Origin of the sequence: Pseudomonas sp. NUPR-001 (genome assembly GCF_052147955.1) — a bacterium.
Classification (GTDB): domain Bacteria; phylum Pseudomonadota; class Gammaproteobacteria; order Pseudomonadales; family Pseudomonadaceae; genus Aquipseudomonas.
The window spans coordinates 197,455-213,991 of the sequence record NZ_CP197353.1; the positions used below are offsets into that span (position 1 = coordinate 197,455).

General features: G+C 61.3%; 16 protein-coding genes. 11 read left to right on the plus strand and 5 right to left on the minus strand.

All coding sequences use genetic code 11. The annotated features are described in order from the left end of the window. The first annotated feature begins 50 nt into the window (after positions 1-50). The 7 genes from ACP6KB_RS00845 (at position 51) to ACP6KB_RS00875 (ending at position 7,394) form a co-directional block, all read left to right on the plus strand. Positions 51-2,393: a TonB-dependent receptor gene (locus ACP6KB_RS00845; RefSeq protein ID WP_442111353.1), complete on the plus strand. Its 2,343-nt coding sequence runs from the start codon at positions 51-53 to the stop codon at positions 2,391-2,393. 245 nt (positions 2,394-2,638) lie between these two features. Next, positions 2,639-3,442, plus strand: a complete 804-nt coding sequence (locus ACP6KB_RS00850) for an energy transducer TonB (protein ID WP_442111355.1) — start codon at positions 2,639-2,641, stop codon at positions 3,440-3,442. Positions 3,443-3,469: 27 nt separating this feature from the next. After that, positions 3,470-4,192 (plus strand): MotA/TolQ/ExbB proton channel family protein, encoded by a 723-nt coding sequence (locus ACP6KB_RS00855; RefSeq protein ID WP_442111357.1) that lies wholly within the window; start codon positions 3,470-3,472, stop codon positions 4,190-4,192. A 1-nt stretch (position 4,193) separates the two neighbouring features. Further along, entirely contained in the window at positions 4,194-4,595 is a 402-nt protein-coding gene (locus ACP6KB_RS00860) for an ExbD/TolR family protein (RefSeq protein ID WP_442111359.1), read from the plus strand. A 285-nt stretch (positions 4,596-4,880) separates the two neighbouring features. Next, the gene (locus ACP6KB_RS00865; RefSeq protein WP_442111361.1) at positions 4,881-5,462 is read left to right on the plus strand and encodes an alpha/beta hydrolase; all 582 of its coding nucleotides are present in this window, start codon (positions 4,881-4,883) and stop codon (positions 5,460-5,462) included. Between the two features lie 65 nt (positions 5,463-5,527). Beyond that, positions 5,528-6,463, plus strand: coding sequence for a sigma 54-interacting transcriptional regulator (locus tag ACP6KB_RS00870; RefSeq protein WP_442111363.1), 936 nt, complete (start codon positions 5,528-5,530; stop codon positions 6,461-6,463). Between the two features lie 145 nt (positions 6,464-6,608). After that, positions 6,609-7,394 carry a MetQ/NlpA family ABC transporter substrate-binding protein gene (locus ACP6KB_RS00875; RefSeq protein WP_442111365.1) on the plus strand — a complete coding sequence of 262 codons (786 nt, stop codon included), beginning with the start codon at positions 6,609-6,611 and terminating at the stop codon, positions 7,392-7,394. An 88-nt stretch (positions 7,395-7,482) separates the two neighbouring features. Here ACP6KB_RS00875 and ACP6KB_RS00880 read toward each other — a convergent pair whose 3' ends face one another. Both ACP6KB_RS00880 and ACP6KB_RS00885 read right to left on the minus strand, forming a co-directional pair. Continuing rightward, positions 7,483-9,846 carry a penicillin acylase family protein gene (locus tag ACP6KB_RS00880; RefSeq protein ID WP_442111367.1) on the minus strand — a complete coding sequence of 788 codons (2,364 nt, stop codon included), beginning with the start codon at positions 9,844-9,846 and terminating at the stop codon, positions 7,483-7,485. Positions 9,847-9,987: 141 nt separating this feature from the next. Next, the gene (locus ACP6KB_RS00885; protein WP_442111369.1) at positions 9,988-10,557 is read right to left on the minus strand and encodes a DUF6436 domain-containing protein; all 570 of its coding nucleotides are present in this window, start codon (positions 10,555-10,557) and stop codon (positions 9,988-9,990) included. 97 nt (positions 10,558-10,654) lie between these two features. Here ACP6KB_RS00885 and ACP6KB_RS00890 point away from each other — a divergent pair, with 97 nt between their 5' ends. Then, positions 10,655-11,596, plus strand: coding sequence for an alpha/beta hydrolase (locus tag ACP6KB_RS00890; protein ID WP_442111371.1), 942 nt, complete (start codon positions 10,655-10,657; stop codon positions 11,594-11,596). Here the strand turns inward: ACP6KB_RS00890 and ACP6KB_RS00895 are convergent, their stop codons facing one another. After that, the gene (locus tag ACP6KB_RS00895; RefSeq protein WP_442111373.1) at positions 11,597-12,346 is read right to left on the minus strand and encodes a DUF2059 domain-containing protein; all 750 of its coding nucleotides are present in this window, start codon (positions 12,344-12,346) and stop codon (positions 11,597-11,599) included. It lies immediately after the preceding gene. A gap of 113 nt (positions 12,347-12,459) precedes the next feature. Between ACP6KB_RS00895 and ACP6KB_RS00900 the strand changes: the two genes are divergently transcribed. Then, positions 12,460-13,092, plus strand: a complete 633-nt coding sequence (locus ACP6KB_RS00900) for a 2OG-Fe(II) oxygenase (RefSeq protein ID WP_442111375.1) — start codon at positions 12,460-12,462, stop codon at positions 13,090-13,092. Next, positions 13,073-13,576, plus strand: coding sequence for a DUF523 domain-containing protein (locus ACP6KB_RS00905; protein ID WP_442111377.1), 504 nt, complete (start codon positions 13,073-13,075; stop codon positions 13,574-13,576). The genes ACP6KB_RS00900 and ACP6KB_RS00905 overlap by 20 nt, the downstream gene beginning before the upstream one ends. Before the next feature lie 67 nt (positions 13,577-13,643). Here ACP6KB_RS00905 and ACP6KB_RS00910 read toward each other — a convergent pair whose 3' ends face one another. Beyond that, on the minus strand, positions 13,644-14,411 hold the full coding sequence (locus tag ACP6KB_RS00910; RefSeq protein ID WP_442111379.1) for a transporter substrate-binding domain-containing protein: 768 nt from the start codon (positions 14,409-14,411) through the stop codon (positions 13,644-13,646). A 239-nt stretch (positions 14,412-14,650) separates the two neighbouring features. Between ACP6KB_RS00910 and ACP6KB_RS00915 the strand changes: the two genes are divergently transcribed. Beyond that, positions 14,651-15,127, plus strand: a complete 477-nt coding sequence (locus ACP6KB_RS00915) for a DUF4399 domain-containing protein (protein ID WP_442111381.1) — start codon at positions 14,651-14,653, stop codon at positions 15,125-15,127. Positions 15,128-15,209: 82 nt separating this feature from the next. On the opposite strand, the gene serA is transcribed toward ACP6KB_RS00915, so the two are convergent. Beyond that, on the minus strand, positions 15,210-16,439 hold the full coding sequence (serA, locus tag ACP6KB_RS00920; protein ID WP_442111383.1) for a phosphoglycerate dehydrogenase: 1,230 nt from the start codon (positions 16,437-16,439) through the stop codon (positions 15,210-15,212). Positions 16,440-16,537 lie beyond the last annotated feature (98 nt).

Below are 16,537 nucleotides of genomic sequence, written 5' to 3' on the forward strand. Positions count from 1 at the left end.
AGATAAATAAATAACTAGCAGGAATATGTATTCCTGATCAGGAGCCGCTCATGAGTCCGACCCTTCGCGTTGCCCCTCTCTCTTCACGACGGCTCAAGCGCCTGCCTCTGGCCATGCTGCTGGCTGGCAGTGCGCAGTGGTTGCCGGTGCAGGCTGCCGAGCCGCAACAAGCGGCGGTGAAAGCCAGCGAGAGCCAGCTTAAAACCGTGACGGTGACGGCACGACGCCGTGAGGAGAGTGCCCAGGACGTGCCGACCCCGATCAGCGTGCTCGATGGCCAGACCCTGGAAACCCAGCGGGTGTATCGCATCCAGGACCTGCAGCAACTGGTGCCCAGTGTCAACGTGGCGTACATGCATGCGCGCCAGTCCAGCGTGTCGATTCGCGGTCTGGGCAACAACCCGGCCAGTGATGGCCTGGAAGGCAGCGTTGGCCTGTATCTGGACAACGTCTACCTCGGCCGCCCAGGCATGGCAGTATTCGATCTGATGGACATCGAACAACTGGAAGTCTTGCGCGGCCCGCAAGGCACCTTGTTCGGCAAGAACACCACCGCCGGGGTGATCAACATCAGCACCCGGGCGCCGAGCTTTACCCCGGAGCGCAGCATCGAGACCTCGGTGGGCGAAGACGGTTACTTCCAGACCAAGGGCACCTTGTCTGGCCCGTTGAACGAAACCCTGGCCGGGCGTATTTCCGCCTACCGCACCCGTAGCGACGGTGACATCAAGAACGAATTTGACGGCAATACCCTCAACGGCGGTTCGCGCCAGGGCTTTCGTGGGCAATTGCTGTACAAGCCCAACGAGCAGTTCAACCTGCGCTGGATCGGCGACTACAACGAAGAGGACTCCAGCGCCGGGACCCGCTTGCTGTACAGCACCGGGCCGACCATCAATGGCGTCAACCGTTACGAAGCACGCGCCAAGGCCGCGGGTGCCACGCTGATCGATGGCGACAAGCGCAAGGTCAACCTCGACACCGACCAGCAGGTAACGGTGTTCCAGGGCGGCACCTCGCTGGAGGCCAACTGGACCCTGGACAACGATTTCACCCTGACCTCGGTCACCGCCTACCGCTGGTGGGATTTCACCCCGCGCAACGATGAGGGCCTGAACGTGCCTGCGGCGTACAACTCCGGGGTTTCGGTGCGCGATAAGCAGTACTCGCAGGAGTTTCGCCTGGCCTCACCCACCGGTGGCTTCTTCGACTATGTGTTGGGTGCCTATTACTTCGGCTCCGACCTGGATAACAAATCCTTCGTGTACTACGGCCCCCAGGCCGATATCTGGAACGGTACGCCCGCGGGCGCCCTGGCCAACGTCACTACCTTGGGCAAAGGCCACATCGAAACCGACAGCTTTGCCCTGTTCGGCCAAGGCACCTGGCACCTGAGCGAGCGCCTGGACTTTACCGCCGGTATACGCGGCACCTATGAAGAAAAAAGTGCCTGGGTAAACCGCGACGCGCCTGTGGGTGGGGCTGACGTCACCGGGGCCGCCGCCGCTGTTCGCCAGGGGCGTACCGGCGCTTACGACTCGGGCGACCTCAACCAGTACACCTTCAGTCCTTCGGGCCTGCTCAACCTGAGTTATCACTTTACCGATGACCTGCTGGGCTACGCCACCGTGTCCCACGGGGAGAAGTCCGGCGGGGTCAACCTGGCCGTGGCAACTGCACCGGTGGCCGGTGCCGATTCGCTGCTGGTAGGTACCGAGCGCGCCAACAACGCTGAGCTGGGCTTGAAAAGCACGCTCTGGGACCGCCGCCTGCAGCTCAACGCCAACCTGTTCTGGACCGAGGTGCACGGCTACCAGACCAACGCCTATGACGAAGCCAACCGCGTGCAGTACCTGACCAACGCCGGTTCCGTGCGTTCACGCGGGGTAGAAGTGGAGAGCACGCTGGTGCCGGTGCGTGGCCTGACCTTGAACCTCAATGGCTCGTACAACGATGTGCGCTACCTGTCCTACAAAGATGCCCCTTGCGCGCCGGAAGTCGCCCTGCGCCCCGGTGCACCGGCCTCCTGCGATCTCACTGGCCATCAGGTGGTCGGCGCCTCGAAGTGGATCGCCAATGCCAACGGCCAGTACCAATGGGACCTGGACAACGGCCTGCAGCCGTATGTCACCGCCAGCTACGCCTTCCGCTCCAAAGCCGTCGGTACCGTCGAAGACTCCGACTTCGCGCAGATCCCCAGCTACGCCGTGGTCAACCTGTCCACAGGCCTGCGCGGCGATCTCGGCCAAGGGCAGTGGGATGTCTCGCTGTGGCTGAAAAACGCCTTCGACAAAACCTACTACACCACCCTCTGGAGCGCAGCCAACGGTGGCTATGAAGGGCTGGCGGGCACCCCGCGAACCCTCGGGCTGACTGGTCGTTACGACTTCTGAAGGCGGTTTCTCCATGCCTGCCTTGAATACTTTCAATGCGCGGCAGGCATGGCTTTTCCAACACCTGTCTGCAGGCCTCGAACCACGGGGCTTTGAGGAAAACGCCGGTTTTATATATTCGTTTTGGTTCTATTTTTAACTTTAAAAATTACTTTATGAACTAAGCAGTGTGCATCAATGATTCAGGCAACGCAGGCCATTGACGGGCTTGCGATGAAACACACAGAGACTCCAGGAGCTGATCAATGGGTAATGTCCAGACCGCCGCCGCGCTCAATGTGCTTTGGCGCCAGACGCCAAGTGCGGAGCTGGTTGATCTTGGTCGAGCGCACCGCTTGCCCTTGGCGCAGCAGCGTTTGCAGCGCACGCCGCGCAGTGCCCTGGGGCGTCAGGAAAAAATCCTCCTGGGGCTGTTCGCCCTGGCCTTGCATGGCGCTGTCGCCTATTGGCTCAGTCAGGCGCCTACGCCGGTGCTGCCGGTGGTACCGCCGCAAATCCCCCCGATGACCATTGAGTTTTCCCAACCTGCACCACCGGCCGTTGAACCGCCGCCACCCGCGCCGCCACCGGCCGTGGTCGAGCCACCGCCGCCAGTGGTTGATGAACTGGCGGCCAAACCTGCGCCTAAGCCGGTGCCTAAACCCAAGCCGCAGCCCAAACCAAAGCCGGCGCCCAAGCCTGCGCCAACGCCCGCGCCCAAGGCGGTCGAACCAGCGCCTGCGCCCACGCCAGCGGTTGCCGCACCGGCGCCGCCCGCACCGGCACCGATCACGCCAGCCTCGGCCAGCGCCGGGTACCTGAAGAACCCGGCGCCGGAGTACCCGGCACTGGCCCATCGGCGTGGCTGGGAAGGCACGGTGTTGTTGCGAGTGCATGTGCTGGCCAGCGGCAAGCCGGGGGAGATTCAGCTGCAAAGCAGTAGCGGTCGCCAACAGCTCGACGATGCCGCGTTGGCGGCGGTCAAGCGCTGGAGTTTCGCTCCGGCCAAGCAGGGTGCAGTGGCCGTGGACGGCTGGGTCAGCGTGCCAATCGAATTCAAGATCCACTAATTCGCGCTAACAGAGAGAGTACTGATCATGACGTTATTGGCATCCCCCCTCGAATCCATTGAAAGCGCGGTGATCTGGCTGCTGGTGGGCTTTTCGGTGATCACCTGGGGCCTGGCTTTGGTCAAGGGTGTGCAGTTTGTACGCCTGAAAAACCAGGACAAGCGTTTTCACAAGCACTTCTGGGCGGCGTCCAGCCTGGATGCCGCAGCCGAACTGAGCGAGAGCCAACCCGGTGCAGCGGCACGGGTGGCGCAGGCCGGTTACGCGGCGATTGCGGTGGGCGAACCTGGCCAGGCCAGTGACCTGAGCCAGGCCATCAACCATCAAGACCGCCTGGAACGTGCCTTGCGCCAGCAAATCGTGCGTGAACGGCGCTCGCTGGAAACCGGCCTGGCAGTGGTTGCCAGTATCGGCAGCACCTCGCCCTTCATCGGCCTGTTCGGCACGGTCTGGGGCATCATGGAAGCCCTCAAGGGCATCAGCGCGGCGGGCTCGGCGAGCCTGGAAACCGTGGCCGGGCCGATTGGTGCGGCGCTGGTCGCCACCGGCGTGGGGATTGCCGTCGCGGTGCCTGCGGTGCTGGTTTACAACTATTTTCTGCGGCGCTTGAAGCTCACCGCTGCCGACCTCGATGACTTCGCCCACGACTTCTACAGCCTGGCGCAGAAGAGTGCCTTCCGCGTACTGGTGCACCCCACTGCCTACAAGCCATCCGGCAGTGCCGCGCAAAAAGTGAAGGAGGCTTCCTGACATGGCCTTCTCGACCCAGGACAGCGACGAAGTACTCAGCGAAATCAACGTAACGCCACTGGTGGATGTGATGTTGGTGTTGCTGGTGGTGTTTATCGTCACCGCGCCGTTACTGACCAACGCCATCCCGATCAACTTGCCCAAGACCGAAGCCGTGGCCCCGGTGGAGCAGAAAGACCCGCTGGTGGTGAGCATCGATGGTGGCGGCAAGTTGTTCATCAACAAGGATGAAATCCAGCCCGACACACTGGAAACCAGCCTTCAGGCAGCCAAAGTCAAAGACCCGGAATTGCGCGTGCAACTGCAGGCCGATGATGGCGTGAATTATGGGGAAGTGGCGCGTGCCATGGCCTCGATCGAACGTGCGGGCATCACCAAGTTGTCGGTGATTACCGCTCGCTGAGCAACACACCTCAGGCAGGACTTCGGGGGTCATTCCTAGGCAGGGGGTGACCCCTTTTTTTTAAGAAAACCACCTTGGTCACCCCTTATGGGCAACTGTCTTGCACCCTCTGTGGGAGCGGGCTTGCCCCGCGATGCGAGGGTGGCTGACACACCGCTATCGCGGGGCAAGCCCGCTCCTACAGTTGTAATTTGGTTATTAATAAATAGCTTCTTATTCCTTTACGAATATAAACGCCTCCCTATACTTGACCTCAAGCACGCAAACCCAGCAGGAGGCGTCCCCATGCGCAACACGTCGATCCGTTACCTGATTGTGCCGGGCTGGCAAGGTTCGCCAGAGGATCATTGGCAGAGTCATTGGCAGCAAGTGCTGCCCAACAGCGCGCGGGTCGAGCAACGCGATTGGTTGACGCCGCAGCGCCAGGATTGGGTCGCGGCCCTGGAACAGGCGGTCGCGGCTGACGAATCTCCGGTGATCCTGATTGCCCACAGCCTGGGTTGCATCACCGTTGCCCATTGGGCGGCGCAAGCCAGTGCCAGCCTGCTGCGCCGCGTACGCGGTGCATTGTTGGTGGCGCCTGCCGATGTCGAGCGCCCCACCTGTGCCCCGGCGCTGCGTAACTTCGCACCGATTGCAGAGCAGCTGCTGCCGTTTCCCAGCCAGGTCGTCAGCTCCGACAACGACCCTGCCGTCAGTGCGCCGCGCGCCATGCAACTGGCGCGGGCCTGGGGCGCGGAGGTCGGCTTTCTCGCCGGTGCCGGGCATATCAACGTCAAGTCCGGACATCGCCGCTGGGAGCAGGGCTTCGCCTACCTGTACCGCCTGCAGAACCGCCTGGAACAGCACGCACTTCGCCGCGCCTGAGTTCAGGCGCTCACTGACTTTCAAGACCAACGCCCGGCCCCGGTAGCTGCGGGCGGGAGTTTGCCATGAGTATTCACGACACGTTCGGTCAGCCGCTGTTGACCTTTCCCGAGCAGGACAAGAGCCCCCTGAGCATCCGCGCCAAGGCGCTGGTGTTCGTCGACCCGCGTTCGCGGCAACTGCGCGAGGAGCTGGAGCTACTGGCGCCGTTGGCGCTGCCGGTATTGATCCGTGGCGAGACCGGCACCGGCAAGGAACTGCTGGCCCGGCAGATTCACCGCGCCAGTGATCGCGGCGGGCTGTTCGTTTCGGTCAACTGTGCCGCAATCAGCCCGACCTACGCCGATGCCGAGCTGTTCGGTTACAGCGCCGGTGCCCACAGTGGTACCGCCAGCAGCCGCGCGGGCTGGTTTGGTTCGGCCAATGGCGGCACGCTGTACCTGGACGAAATCGCCGACCTGCCGCTGGCGATCCAGGTCAAATTGCTGGCTGCGCTGGAAAACCGTGAAGTCACCCGGGTCGGTGCCCAGCAACCCAACCCGGTCGATGTGCGGCTGGTTGCGGCGTCGAGTATTGACCTTGGCGAGGCGGTGGCAGCGGGCAAGTTTCATGAGCGGCTTTACCACTATTTGCATGAAGGGCAGCTGGAGCTCCCAGCCCTGCGCGAGCGGGTTGGCGATATTCTGCCGTTGGCCGAGTATTTCGTCGGCATCTACAGCCCGCGGCTGAACCTGCCGGTGCCATTGATCAGTGAGGCCGCCCAGCGCGTGCTGGAGCTGCACAGCTGGCCAGGCAACACCCGCGAGCTGGAAAACGTTATCCACTTTGCCTTGCTGGTCAGCAGTGGCGAGGAAATTTTGCCGCAGCATCTGAACTTGCCTACCCCCCTGCAAGCACTGAGCAGCCAGCTCGATCAACTGTGCCAGCGCGCGGTCGCTGGTGAGCGCAGCGCCTTGCAGAAGGTGTTGGAACAAGCCTTGGTACGCCTGCAAACGCAATAATTACTAAATGGAATAAGCGTCAAAATAAAAGATATTGTTGCGGCATAAAGAATCTCGGTATTGTCCGCTCCAAGCCAGCGATTAACGTGCTGGCAGCCTAATTTTGCCGTCGACCGATGGCCCTGTATTCGAATAAGGACTGCACATGAAAAAGGCCCTGTTGTTCACCGCTCTGGCAGCCGCTCTGTCGGTTGCAGGTTTCGCCAACGCTGGCGAAAAGCTGGTGGTTGCAGCCACTCCGGTTCCTCACGCTGAAATCCTTGAGCTGATCAAGCCAACCCTGGCCAAAGAGGGCGTGGATCTGGAGATCAAGGTGTTCACCGACTATGTGCAGCCTAACGTTCAGGTCGATCAGAAGCGCCTGGATGCCAACTACTTCCAGACCCTGCCGTACCTGAAGAACTTCAACGAAGGCAAAGGCACCCACCTGGAGACGGTGATCGGCGTACACGTCGAGCCTTTCGGTGGTTACTCGAAGAAAGTCAAAAGCCTGAGCGAACTCAAAGATGGCGCCACCGTTGCCATTCCTAACGAAGGCAGCAACAGCGGCCGTGCCTTGCTGCTATTGCAGAAAGCGGGCTTGATCACCCTGAAGGATCCGAAGAACGCCCTGGCCACGCCAAAAGACATCGCCCAGAACCCGAAGAACCTGAAATTCCGCGAGCTTGAGTCGGCCATGCTGCCGCGCGTACTGGATCAGGTAGACCTGGACATGATCAACACCAACTATGCGCTGGAAGCGGGCCTGAACCCGGCCAAAGACGCACTGGTGATTGAAGGTTCCGACTCGCCTTACGTGAACTTCCTGGTGGCCCGTCCAGACAACAAGGACAGCGAAGCGATCCAGAAACTGGCCAAAGCCCTGACCAGCCCGGAAGTGAAAACCTTCATCGAGAAGAAGTACAGCGGCGCCGTCCTGCCAGCATTCTGATCCTCGGTAGGAGCGGGCTTGCCCCGCGATAGCGGTATACCTGACACAACGCTATCGCAGGGCAAGCCAAGTCGCCCCACCGCCGCCCCTACGGTACCAGGCGCAAAGTGCTTTGCGCCGGTATCACCCCCATCTGTGCCCTGTGGTACTGCCCCTCGATATAGTCTTTGGCTTGATCGGCGTAATGCCGGTCGAACAGCACGCCACTTTGCCCAACCGGATTGATGGTCAGCGCCTGTGCGGCATCGGCGAAGTCGATCAAGCGCCGGGTCGAAGGGCCATAGGTCACCGGCCAAGGCGCCGGACCGATCTTCGCCGACAAATTGTTCGGCACTTCATGAGTACCCGGTGCAGCGAATGGGCCGACGTTGAACAACAGATTCAGCGGTTTCTGCAGCCCCAACGGATGGTTGTGGGTCAAGGTGTGGGCCTTGCCCCATTGCCAGGCGCTCGGGTCATTGCCCAAGGTTTCACGCAAATGTTTCAGGCTGGCCTGCCAGGCGCGTTTGACCGCTTCGCTGCGCGTGCCGCGTTCACTGCTGCCGTGCAGCCCCCACCACGGCGAATCGGCATCAGCGGCCAGGCGTGGCAAGGCCGCGTCGATGGCGCGGGTACTGATCATGGTCTGGAACCAGGTGTCACCCAGCTCGTCGTGCATGGCCGCGTACGCCAGGTCGTAGAGGAACTGGTTGAACAGCGTGGCATTGACCGAGTCCAGCGGGTAGTCACCGCTCCAGCTTGCTAGTTGCTCGACCAGCTCTTGCTCCTGTTCGCCGGTAGCCACTTCACGCAAGGTCTTGAGCAACGGTGCCAAGGTCCGTGGGCCATAGCCGCTGGCTGTATCGAGCTGCAGCGCCCGGCTGTTTTGTGTATCCCATTTGATCTGTGGGTCGGCCAGGTGGCGGTCTAGCTGTTGGCCACGGTCGGCGAGGTTGTAGTAACCGGGAATGGGCATGGCTGCAGGCGGCTGGTAGTTGGCCGAGACGATATAGCCGCTGGCAGGGTTTTCTTGCTGCGGGTTGGCGCTGAAGGGGTAGAAGCCAAGCTTGTCGGCCTGGGCTGTGCTGCCGTCGAGGATGAACGTCGGGTTCACCCCGTCCGGGCGGATCGGCAGTTGTGCGGCGGCCCACCAGCCAATGTCGCCACTGGCATTGGCCCACACCAGGTTGAGCCCGGGCGCTTGAACCTTTTCTGCAGCGCTACGCATCTTGTCCAGGGTATTGGCGCGGTTGATCTGGTAGAAGCCATCGAGAATCGGATTATCGCTTTCCAGGAACGCCCACCACATGGCAATCGGTGTGGGCCCGGCGTTGGTGCCGATCACGTCGTTGACGATCGGGCCATGCGGTGAGCGGCGCAGCGTGATGCTGACTGGCTCCTCGCCTTTAACCGCAATGCTGTCCTGGGTGATGGTCAGCGGCTGCCATTGGCCATTGATGCGCACTTGCTCGGGGTTGGCCGGGTTGACCTGCTCGGCGATCAGGTCGACATCGTCGTTCTGGAACATGGTCAGGCTCCAACCGAATTCACGGTTGTGCCCCAACGATGCAAACGGGTTGAGCGCCTGGTGATAGCCGTAGAGATTGAAACCGGGCGCCGACAGTTCGGCCTCGTACCAGACAGAGGGCACGGCAAAGCTGATATGCGGATCGCCCGCCAGCAACGGTTTGCCACTGCGTGTACGGCTGCCGGACACCGCCCAGGCGTTGCTGCCTTCGTATTGCGGGATGCCTGCCTCACTCAAGGCCTGCTGGCTGACGCGGGCCAAGTGCTTCAGGCTGCTCCAGTCGGCAGCTGCCAGAGGCGGTCGGCTGTGCAGCGCGCCCTCGGGGTTCCAGTCGAGGTCGAAGACCTTCAGGTACTCGCTGCCGAGTTGGTCGCGGACAAAGGTCATGGCTGGTTCTGTGCGAAATGCCGCAGCAAAGCTGTAGGCCATGTACCCGGCGATGCTCAGGGTGTCTTGCGCGGTAAAGGGCCGTGGAGTAATACCCAGCGCATCGAATTCCATCGGCTTGGGATGGCTGGCCTGCCAGGCGTTGACGCCATCGAGGTAGGCCTGCAGGGCAAGCCAGGCGGGTGATTGCTTGTCCTGGCGTTCAACGTAGCGTTCGGCCTGTTCACGAATGCGCAGATTGCGGAACAAGGTATCGGTGGGCAGCAGCTTGCGACCGAGGATTTCCGCCAACTCGCCACGTGCCAGGCGGCGGATGATCTCCATCTGGAACAAGCGGTCCTGGGCATGCACATAGCCCAGCGCGCGGTACAGGTCGGTTTCGTTGGCGGCCTCGATATGCGGCACGCCGCGGGCGTCGTAACGCACACTGACCGGCGCTTGCAGGCTGGACAGGGTGACTTCGCCCTCGCGCTGCGGCAACTTGCCGTGCACATACCAATACCCACCGCCTGCTGCTGCGGCAATGACCACAGCGAGGAATGTCAGGCTGCGTTTCATTGGGACTCCTTGTGCTTTTTATTGGATGTTGTGGTCCGATCTTCGAGCAAATTCGCACACAGAATAGCCCCAAAGAGGGGCGCATGGACTGTGGTGCTCAACAGAACATGACTGCCGCTGAGGGCACCCCGCGCGCCTGCGTCAAGGGCTCCAGGGGCAGTAGCAACCCACGGCCATCGTGTGGGTTGCGCTGACTGCGCGGCCTTGGCTCAAGGCCAGCAATATCGGCTCGATGAAGCTGTTGCTCGAATTGCAGGTTGCGCCTTCGCTGTAGGGGCCAAAGTAGGCCAACTGGCCCTGGCGGTCCCAGATCGCCACGCCGGGGCTGGCGGGCAGGTGCTCTGCGCCGGGCAGTTCGGGCAGGGGTTTGAGTGCGCTGAGGGTGCTGGGCAACTGTCCGTGGCTGCCGGGCTTTTGCACCACGTAAAACTCAACGCCCTGAGGGCTGAAGTGCTCGATCAGTTCGGCCAGGTGCTGCTGGTTGCCGACGTTGCACGGGCAGGCCGGGTCCCAGAAGTGCACCAGGCGGATCGGGCCGGGGCCAGCGATGTCTGCTGGTAGCTGCAGACGATCGCCGGAGAACAGCGCGGTTTGCTCGTCGAAGGTGCGCAGGTAGCGACTCTGGAAACTGTCATAGGCCCACCATAAGCCGACGGCGCAAAGCGCAGCGATTATCAGGCCAAGCAAGGTTCGGGTGGCAGGCGCAAGCATCGGGCAAATTCCAGAAAAAGTTGCCTAGCTTGCCATGCTGCCGACGACAGCTGAATATCACAGGTCAATATCCGGCTTTTGCTGTGTGGAATTTTCTATGCCTGCGTCTTTTCAACCCGACTCGTTACGCGCCAGCCTGTCTGCAATGACGGCGCGTCAGCCGTTGTCGACCGAGGCCCAGGCCTATCAACGCTACTACGGGCTGGACCTGTCGGCGCGCAAGGTTGCCCCGCAGCGCTGGCTGGGCCGTTTCCAGGCGGCGGGTTTCGAGGTGGTCGGGCAGGTCTGGTTGCCGCCTGCGCCAGTGGCGACGCTGGTGTTGCTGCATGGCTTTTACGACCACATGGGGTTGTACCGTCATGTCATCGACTGGGCACTGGACCAGGACTACGCCGTGCTCGCCTGTGACCTGCCGGGGCACGGTTTGTCCAGCGGTGAGCGGGCCAGCATCGACGATTTCGGCACTTACCAGCAGGTGCTACAGGCCTTGTTCGAGCAAGGCCGGGCCCTGGATCTGCCACAGCCCTGGCACCTGTGCGGGCAAAGTACCGGCGGCGCGATTGTCATCGATCACCTGCTGCACGGCGGTGCGCAAAGCCCGGCCCAGGGCGAGGTGATCCTGCTGGCACCCCTGGTGCGGCCACGTGCATGGCGTTGGTCAAAGCTCAGCTATCACCTGTTGCGACCGTTTGTGAAAGGCATCGAGCGGCGCTTCAGCGAGAACAGCAACGATCCGACCTTCTTGCCGTTCCTGCAGGCTGACCCGCTGCAACCACGGCGCTTGCCCACCGCCTGGGTTGGCGCGCTGGTGGAGTGGGTCAAGCGTATCGAGGCGGCGCCTGTCAGTGCGCGGCAGCCGTTGATCATTCAGGGAGAGTCCGACATGACTGTGGACTGGCCGCATAACCTCAAGGTGCTGCAGGAGAAGTTCGCCACGCCGGAGATTCTGTTGATCCCCGAGGCGCGGCATCACTTGGCCAATGAGTTGCCGGCGATTCGCCAGCGCTATTTCGACTTCATCGACCAGCGTTTGGGCTGATCACTTCAGGTCCGAAGTGTTCTGCCCAACGGCCAGCCCGGCGCGAATGGCAGCCAGGGCAGCCTTGTAGTACGCCTGGCCTTCGGCCGATTCGGCGAAGGTGGCGAACTCATCGAGCTCGGCATCCGACAGGTCGCGATACACATACAGCAGGGTGTTGTTCAGCTCGCTGCCGATTTGCTGCATCAGCCGCTGGCGCTGGCCATCGAGCAGGCTTTGCGCCTGGCCACCACCGAGCAGGCCAGGAATCATCTGGCTGAGGCTGTCGGCGGCAACCCCGGCAATCGCCAGGCTGACTTCGGCGCCGGCTTCGCGGGCAGGCAGGGCCTGGGCCAGGTGGCCGATAATCAGCAAGCGGTTGTCGCTGGCTTCAATCTTCGGCAAGCCCTTGGCATTTTTCGCCAACTGGTCGCGGCGCGTGGCCAACAGCTCGGCGGCGACGATCTTGCGCCCGAGCGGCGACTGGAAGAACGCCAGCGCAGGGGCAGGATTGCTCAGGTTGGCGCGCAATTGCGCCTGGGCACGCTTATCCACCGCCTGGGCTTGAAAGCGCTGGTTACTGTTATTGACCAGGGCCTGAAAAACTGCGGGCGGCAGACTATTGCGATAGCGCTGCTGAGCGGCATCGAGGGCATCGGTAAAGTGGGCGCGCTGCTCGGGCCAGCCAGCCACCTTGTACAGTTGGTCGAGGCTGTCTGCCCAGACAGGCGTGGTGCAGATCATCATCAGCAAAAAAAACAAACGGCGCATTCAGGACTCCTGTCGGCAGGGCGCTATTGTCTTGGCCTTGCCGGGCTTTGTCGAGAAGCCATTGCATACTCTCAGCCAAGTGGCGCTGTCGGTTTTCCTGGTAGATCGATACTATGCGCGCCATGCCCCTATCTTCTGATCACCCACTGCTGTTGCGCATTGTCGACGACCTGGCCACCCACGGCTGGTCACAGCAGGACATCTTTCTTCCAGCGTCGCTGACGCTGGCGCTGGCGGCTGAGTGCCGTAATCGTGCTGCCGAGGGCGAACTGGCGCCTGCAGCGGTAGGGCGAGGGTCTGCTCAAGGGGTTCGCGAGGGCATTCGTGGTGATCACATCCAATGGCTCGAGCCCGGCCAGGCGGAGTGCTGCGACCAGTACCTCGAGTTGATGGACAGCCTGCGTGAAGCGCTCAACCGCGGCTTGTACCTGGGCCTTGAAGACTTCGAGTGCCACTTTGCCCTGTACCCGCCGGGGGCTTTTTACCGCAAGCACCTGGACCGTTTTCGCGATGACGACCGACGCACCGTGTCGGCAGTGATCTACCTCAATCCGGACTGGCTACCCGAGGACGGCGGCCAGTTGCGCATGAGCTTGAAAAACGGCGAGGAACACGACGTGCAGCCGGTAGGTGGTTGCCTGGTGGTGTTCCTGTCGGGCGATATTCCCCATGAAGTGTTGCCGGCCAACCGTGAGCGTCTGTCGGTGACCGGCTGGTTCCGCCGTCGTGGCAACGAACCCTTCTGACCTACCCAAGGTGCTGGTCAGCGCCTGCCTGCTAGGGCAAGCGGTGCGCTATGACGGGCGCAGCAGTGGTCATCCTGATCTGCTCCAGCGTTGGCAGGCTGAAGGCCGGGTTGTGCCATTGTGCCCGGAAGTCGCTGGCGGGCTGCCAACACCGCGGCCTCCTGCGGAAATTCCCGGTGGTCAGGGCCGTGCGGTGCTTGATGGTGAGGCCCAGGTGATTACTGTCAGCGGCGAGGATGTCAGCGCGCAGTTTCTGGCCGGGGCGCAGTTGGCGCTGGAGCTGGTGCGGCGTCACGGCATTCGCATTGCGGTGCTGAAATCGGGCAGCCCTTCGTGCGGCAACCTGTTGACCTATGACGGCACCTTCAGTGGCAACAAAGTCACTGGCGAAGGGGTGACAGCTGCGTTGCTGCGCCGCGAAGGGGTGCTGGTATTCAGCGAGCTGGAGCTTGAGGCGGCAGAGCTGGCGATTGCGCAACTGTAAAAAATCGCGGGGCAAGCCCGCTCCTACAGGGATCTGTGGGAGCGGGCTTGCCCCGCGATAGGTGTGCTTACTTCGGTGGCTTGCTGGCGTCCATCCCGAACCATTTCTGCGACAGGGTGTTGAGCCGGCCATCGGCCTTGATGCGCTGCAGGGCTTTATCCACAGCGCTATGGAACGCCGGATTACCCTTCTGGAATGGAATCGCCAGGCTCAGGATCGGCCCAACGGTGGCGCCCTCGGTCACCGCTTGCTGGCTGTCGCGTATGGCGTACGGCACCAGCAGGCGGTCGCTGATCGCCGCGTCGATCTGGTCGTTGGCCACATCCTTGATCGGCTGGGTGGCGTCTGGATAGCTACGCAGGTCGACCCCTTCAACGCCACGCGCCTGCTCGGCGAACTGGCTGCCCTGGACCACGCCAAGGCTGTGGCCCTTGAGCGCCTGGAGGGTACTCAGCGGGCGCTTCTCCTCTTTGCGCACAATCAGTTGTGCGCTGGAATAGCTGTAGGGTTCGCTGAAATCCAGGCGTTCTTTGAGTTCGGGGGTGGCGGCGATCTGGTTCAGGGCAATGTCGTATTTGCCGCTTTCAACACCCGGCAGCACGTCGTCGCGGGTGGTGACGATGAATTCGGCGCGCACATCCAGTTCATCGGCAAGCGCCTGGCCAAGTTCGATTTCAAAGCCGGCCAGTTTGCCGTCATCTTTGAAGTTGAACGGCGCCATATTGGCTTCCACGGCAATGCGCAGCTCGCCGCGGTCGTTCATATCGTCAATCAGTTCGGCATGTGCCCATGGGCTGAGCAGGGTGCAAAGAAGTATCCCTGTGGTCAAACGCATCGAAGTCCCTTGAAAATATTGGCAGTGAAGAAGATCGCCGTGGCTTTCTGATAATGCCACGGTCGAGCGTAAGTTAGGACAGCATCAGCAGTAGGATGTTAGGCGCAGGGAACAAATTTTTCTGTGAGAATATTCGGATATGTTCTGAATCAATTGATCTATGGTTACAAGCCATTGCCTTTTGTTTCACTGGCAAGGTTATCGAAAGCTACTGAAGAACAGAATCACAGGAGAAGTGAATGAAAAGCCTAGTTTCGCGTGCAGCCGTCGTCGGCCTGTTGATGGGGGTGTCGGCTTTTGCCGCAGCCGCCGAAGGCCTGAAGAGCCAAGAGCCGCCGAAAGACGCCAAGGTCTTCATCGTTTCCCCGGCCGATGGCGCGACGGTTGATAAGACCTTCACCGTCAAGTTCGGCATTGAGGGCATGGAGCTGAAACCGGCGGGCGACCAGACCCCGCATACCGGTCATCACCACTTGCTGGTAGATGTCGACAAGGAACCGGCTGCCGATCAGGTGTTGCCGACCAGCCTGCTGCCGGAAAACAAGGCGCCATTGCCTGCCGGTCCACAGGTATTGCACTTCGGCAAGGCGCAGACTGAAGTTGAGCTGACGTTGACCCCGGGCAAGCACACCCTGCAACTGGTGCTGGGTGACAAGTTCCACGTGCCGTTCAAGCCAAGCGTTGAATCGAAGAAGATTACCGTTACGGTTAAGTAAGGGTTGAAAGCATCGCGGGGCAAGCCCGCTCCTACACGATCTGTAGGAGCGGGCTTGCCCCGCGATATAGCACTGAAAAAACTTAGAACAGCACGCGGGAACGGATAGTGCCCTTGACGTGTTGCAGTTTTTCTTGCGCCAGGTCCGAGTACTCGGCGTCAACATCGATTACCACGTAACCGACTTTCTCGTTGGTCTGCAGGAACTGACCGGAGATGTTGATAGCGTTTTCGGCGAAGACTTTGTTGATCTCGCTGAGTACGCCCGGAATGTTTTCGTGGATGTGCAGCAGGCGGTGCTTGCCTGGGTGAGCCGGCAGGGCCACTTCAGGGAAGTTGACCGACGATACGGACGTACCGTTGTCGCTGTACTTGACCAGTTTCTCGGCCACTTCCAGACCAATGTTGGCCTGTGCTTCAGCGGTGGAACCGCCGATGTGCGGGGTCAGGATCACGTTGTCCAGGCCACGCAGCGGGCTTTCGAACTGCTCGTCGTTGGAGCGTGGCTCAACCGGGAACACGTCGATGGCAGCGCCGATCAGGTGCTTGTCCTTGATCGCTGCAGCCAGGTGGTCCAGCTCGACCACGGTACCGCGGGCGGCGTTGATCAGGATCGAGCCTTTCTTCATCGCACGGATTTCTTTCTCGCCGATCATCCACTGAGTGGACGGCAGCTCAGGCACGTGCAGCGAAACGATGTCGGCCAGGCCCAGCAGTTCGTGCAGGCTGGCAACCTGGGTGGCGTTACCCAGTGGCAGCTTGGTCAGCGGGTCGAAGAAGAACACCTGCATGCCCAGGCTTTCAGCCAGAACCGACAGTTGCGTACCGATCGAGCCGTAACCGACGATACCCAGCTTTTTGCCGCGGATTTCGAAGGAGTTGGCCGCGCTTTTGATCCAGCCACCACGGTGGCAGGAAGCGTTCTTCTCCGGGATGCCGCGCAGCAGCAGGATCGCTTCGGCCAGCACCAGCTCGGCAACCGAACGGGTGTTGGAGTACGGCGCGTTGAACACCGCGATACCGCGCTCGCGGGCCGCGTCCAGGTCGACCTGGTTGGTACCGATGCAGAAACAGCCGACAGCGACCAGTTTCTTGGCGCAGTCGAAAACCTCTTCGGTCAGTTGAGTGCGCGAGCGAATGCCGATGAAGTGGGCATCAGCGATCTTTTCTTTCAGCTCAGCGTCGGGCAGAGAACCGGTGAGGTACTCGATGTTGGTATACCCGGCGGCCTTGAGGACGTCCACGGCCGATTGGTGGACGCCTTCGAGAAGAAGGAACTTGATCTTGCTCTTATCGAGAGAAGTCTTGCTCATCTGCGTAAACCTGTGTCCCGGAGAAAAATGGCAGGGAAGTGAAGCTCTCGCAGCATCGGCCTAAAGCACGATCAGCGGGGGGCGTATGCTAGCATGAG

Excerpts from the sequence above, each read along its gene's own strand:
- ACP6KB_RS00845 (WP_442111353.1), top strand. The coding sequence starts at position 51 with ATGAGTCCGACCCTTCGCGTTGCCCCTCTCTCTTCACGACGGCTCAAG.
- ACP6KB_RS00850 (WP_442111355.1), top strand. The coding sequence starts at position 2,639 with ATGGGTAATGTCCAGACCGCCGCCGCGCTCAATGTGCTTTGGCGCCAG.
- ACP6KB_RS00855 (WP_442111357.1), top strand. The coding sequence starts at position 3,470 with ATGACGTTATTGGCATCCCCCCTCGAATCCATTGAAAGCGCGGTGATC.
- ACP6KB_RS00860 (WP_442111359.1), top strand. The coding sequence starts at position 4,194 with ATGGCCTTCTCGACCCAGGACAGCGACGAAGTACTCAGCGAAATCAAC.
- ACP6KB_RS00865 (WP_442111361.1), top strand. The coding sequence starts at position 4,881 with ATGCGCAACACGTCGATCCGTTACCTGATTGTGCCGGGCTGGCAAGGT.
- ACP6KB_RS00870 (WP_442111363.1), top strand. The coding sequence starts at position 5,528 with ATGAGTATTCACGACACGTTCGGTCAGCCGCTGTTGACCTTTCCCGAG.
- ACP6KB_RS00875 (WP_442111365.1), top strand. The coding sequence starts at position 6,609 with ATGAAAAAGGCCCTGTTGTTCACCGCTCTGGCAGCCGCTCTGTCGGTT.
- ACP6KB_RS00880 (WP_442111367.1), bottom strand. The coding sequence starts at position 9,846 with ATGAAACGCAGCCTGACATTCCTCGCTGTGGTCATTGCCGCAGCAGCA.
- ACP6KB_RS00885 (WP_442111369.1), bottom strand. The coding sequence starts at position 10,557 with ATGCTTGCGCCTGCCACCCGAACCTTGCTTGGCCTGATAATCGCTGCG.
- ACP6KB_RS00890 (WP_442111371.1), top strand. The coding sequence starts at position 10,655 with ATGCCTGCGTCTTTTCAACCCGACTCGTTACGCGCCAGCCTGTCTGCA.
- ACP6KB_RS00895 (WP_442111373.1), bottom strand. The coding sequence starts at position 12,346 with ATGCGCCGTTTGTTTTTTTTGCTGATGATGATCTGCACCACGCCTGTC.
- ACP6KB_RS00900 (WP_442111375.1), top strand. The coding sequence starts at position 12,460 with ATGCGCGCCATGCCCCTATCTTCTGATCACCCACTGCTGTTGCGCATT.
- ACP6KB_RS00910 (WP_442111379.1), bottom strand. The coding sequence starts at position 14,411 with ATGCGTTTGACCACAGGGATACTTCTTTGCACCCTGCTCAGCCCATGG.
- ACP6KB_RS00915 (WP_442111381.1), top strand. The coding sequence starts at position 14,651 with ATGAAAAGCCTAGTTTCGCGTGCAGCCGTCGTCGGCCTGTTGATGGGG.
- serA (WP_442111383.1), bottom strand. The coding sequence starts at position 16,439 with ATGAGCAAGACTTCTCTCGATAAGAGCAAGATCAAGTTCCTTCTTCTC.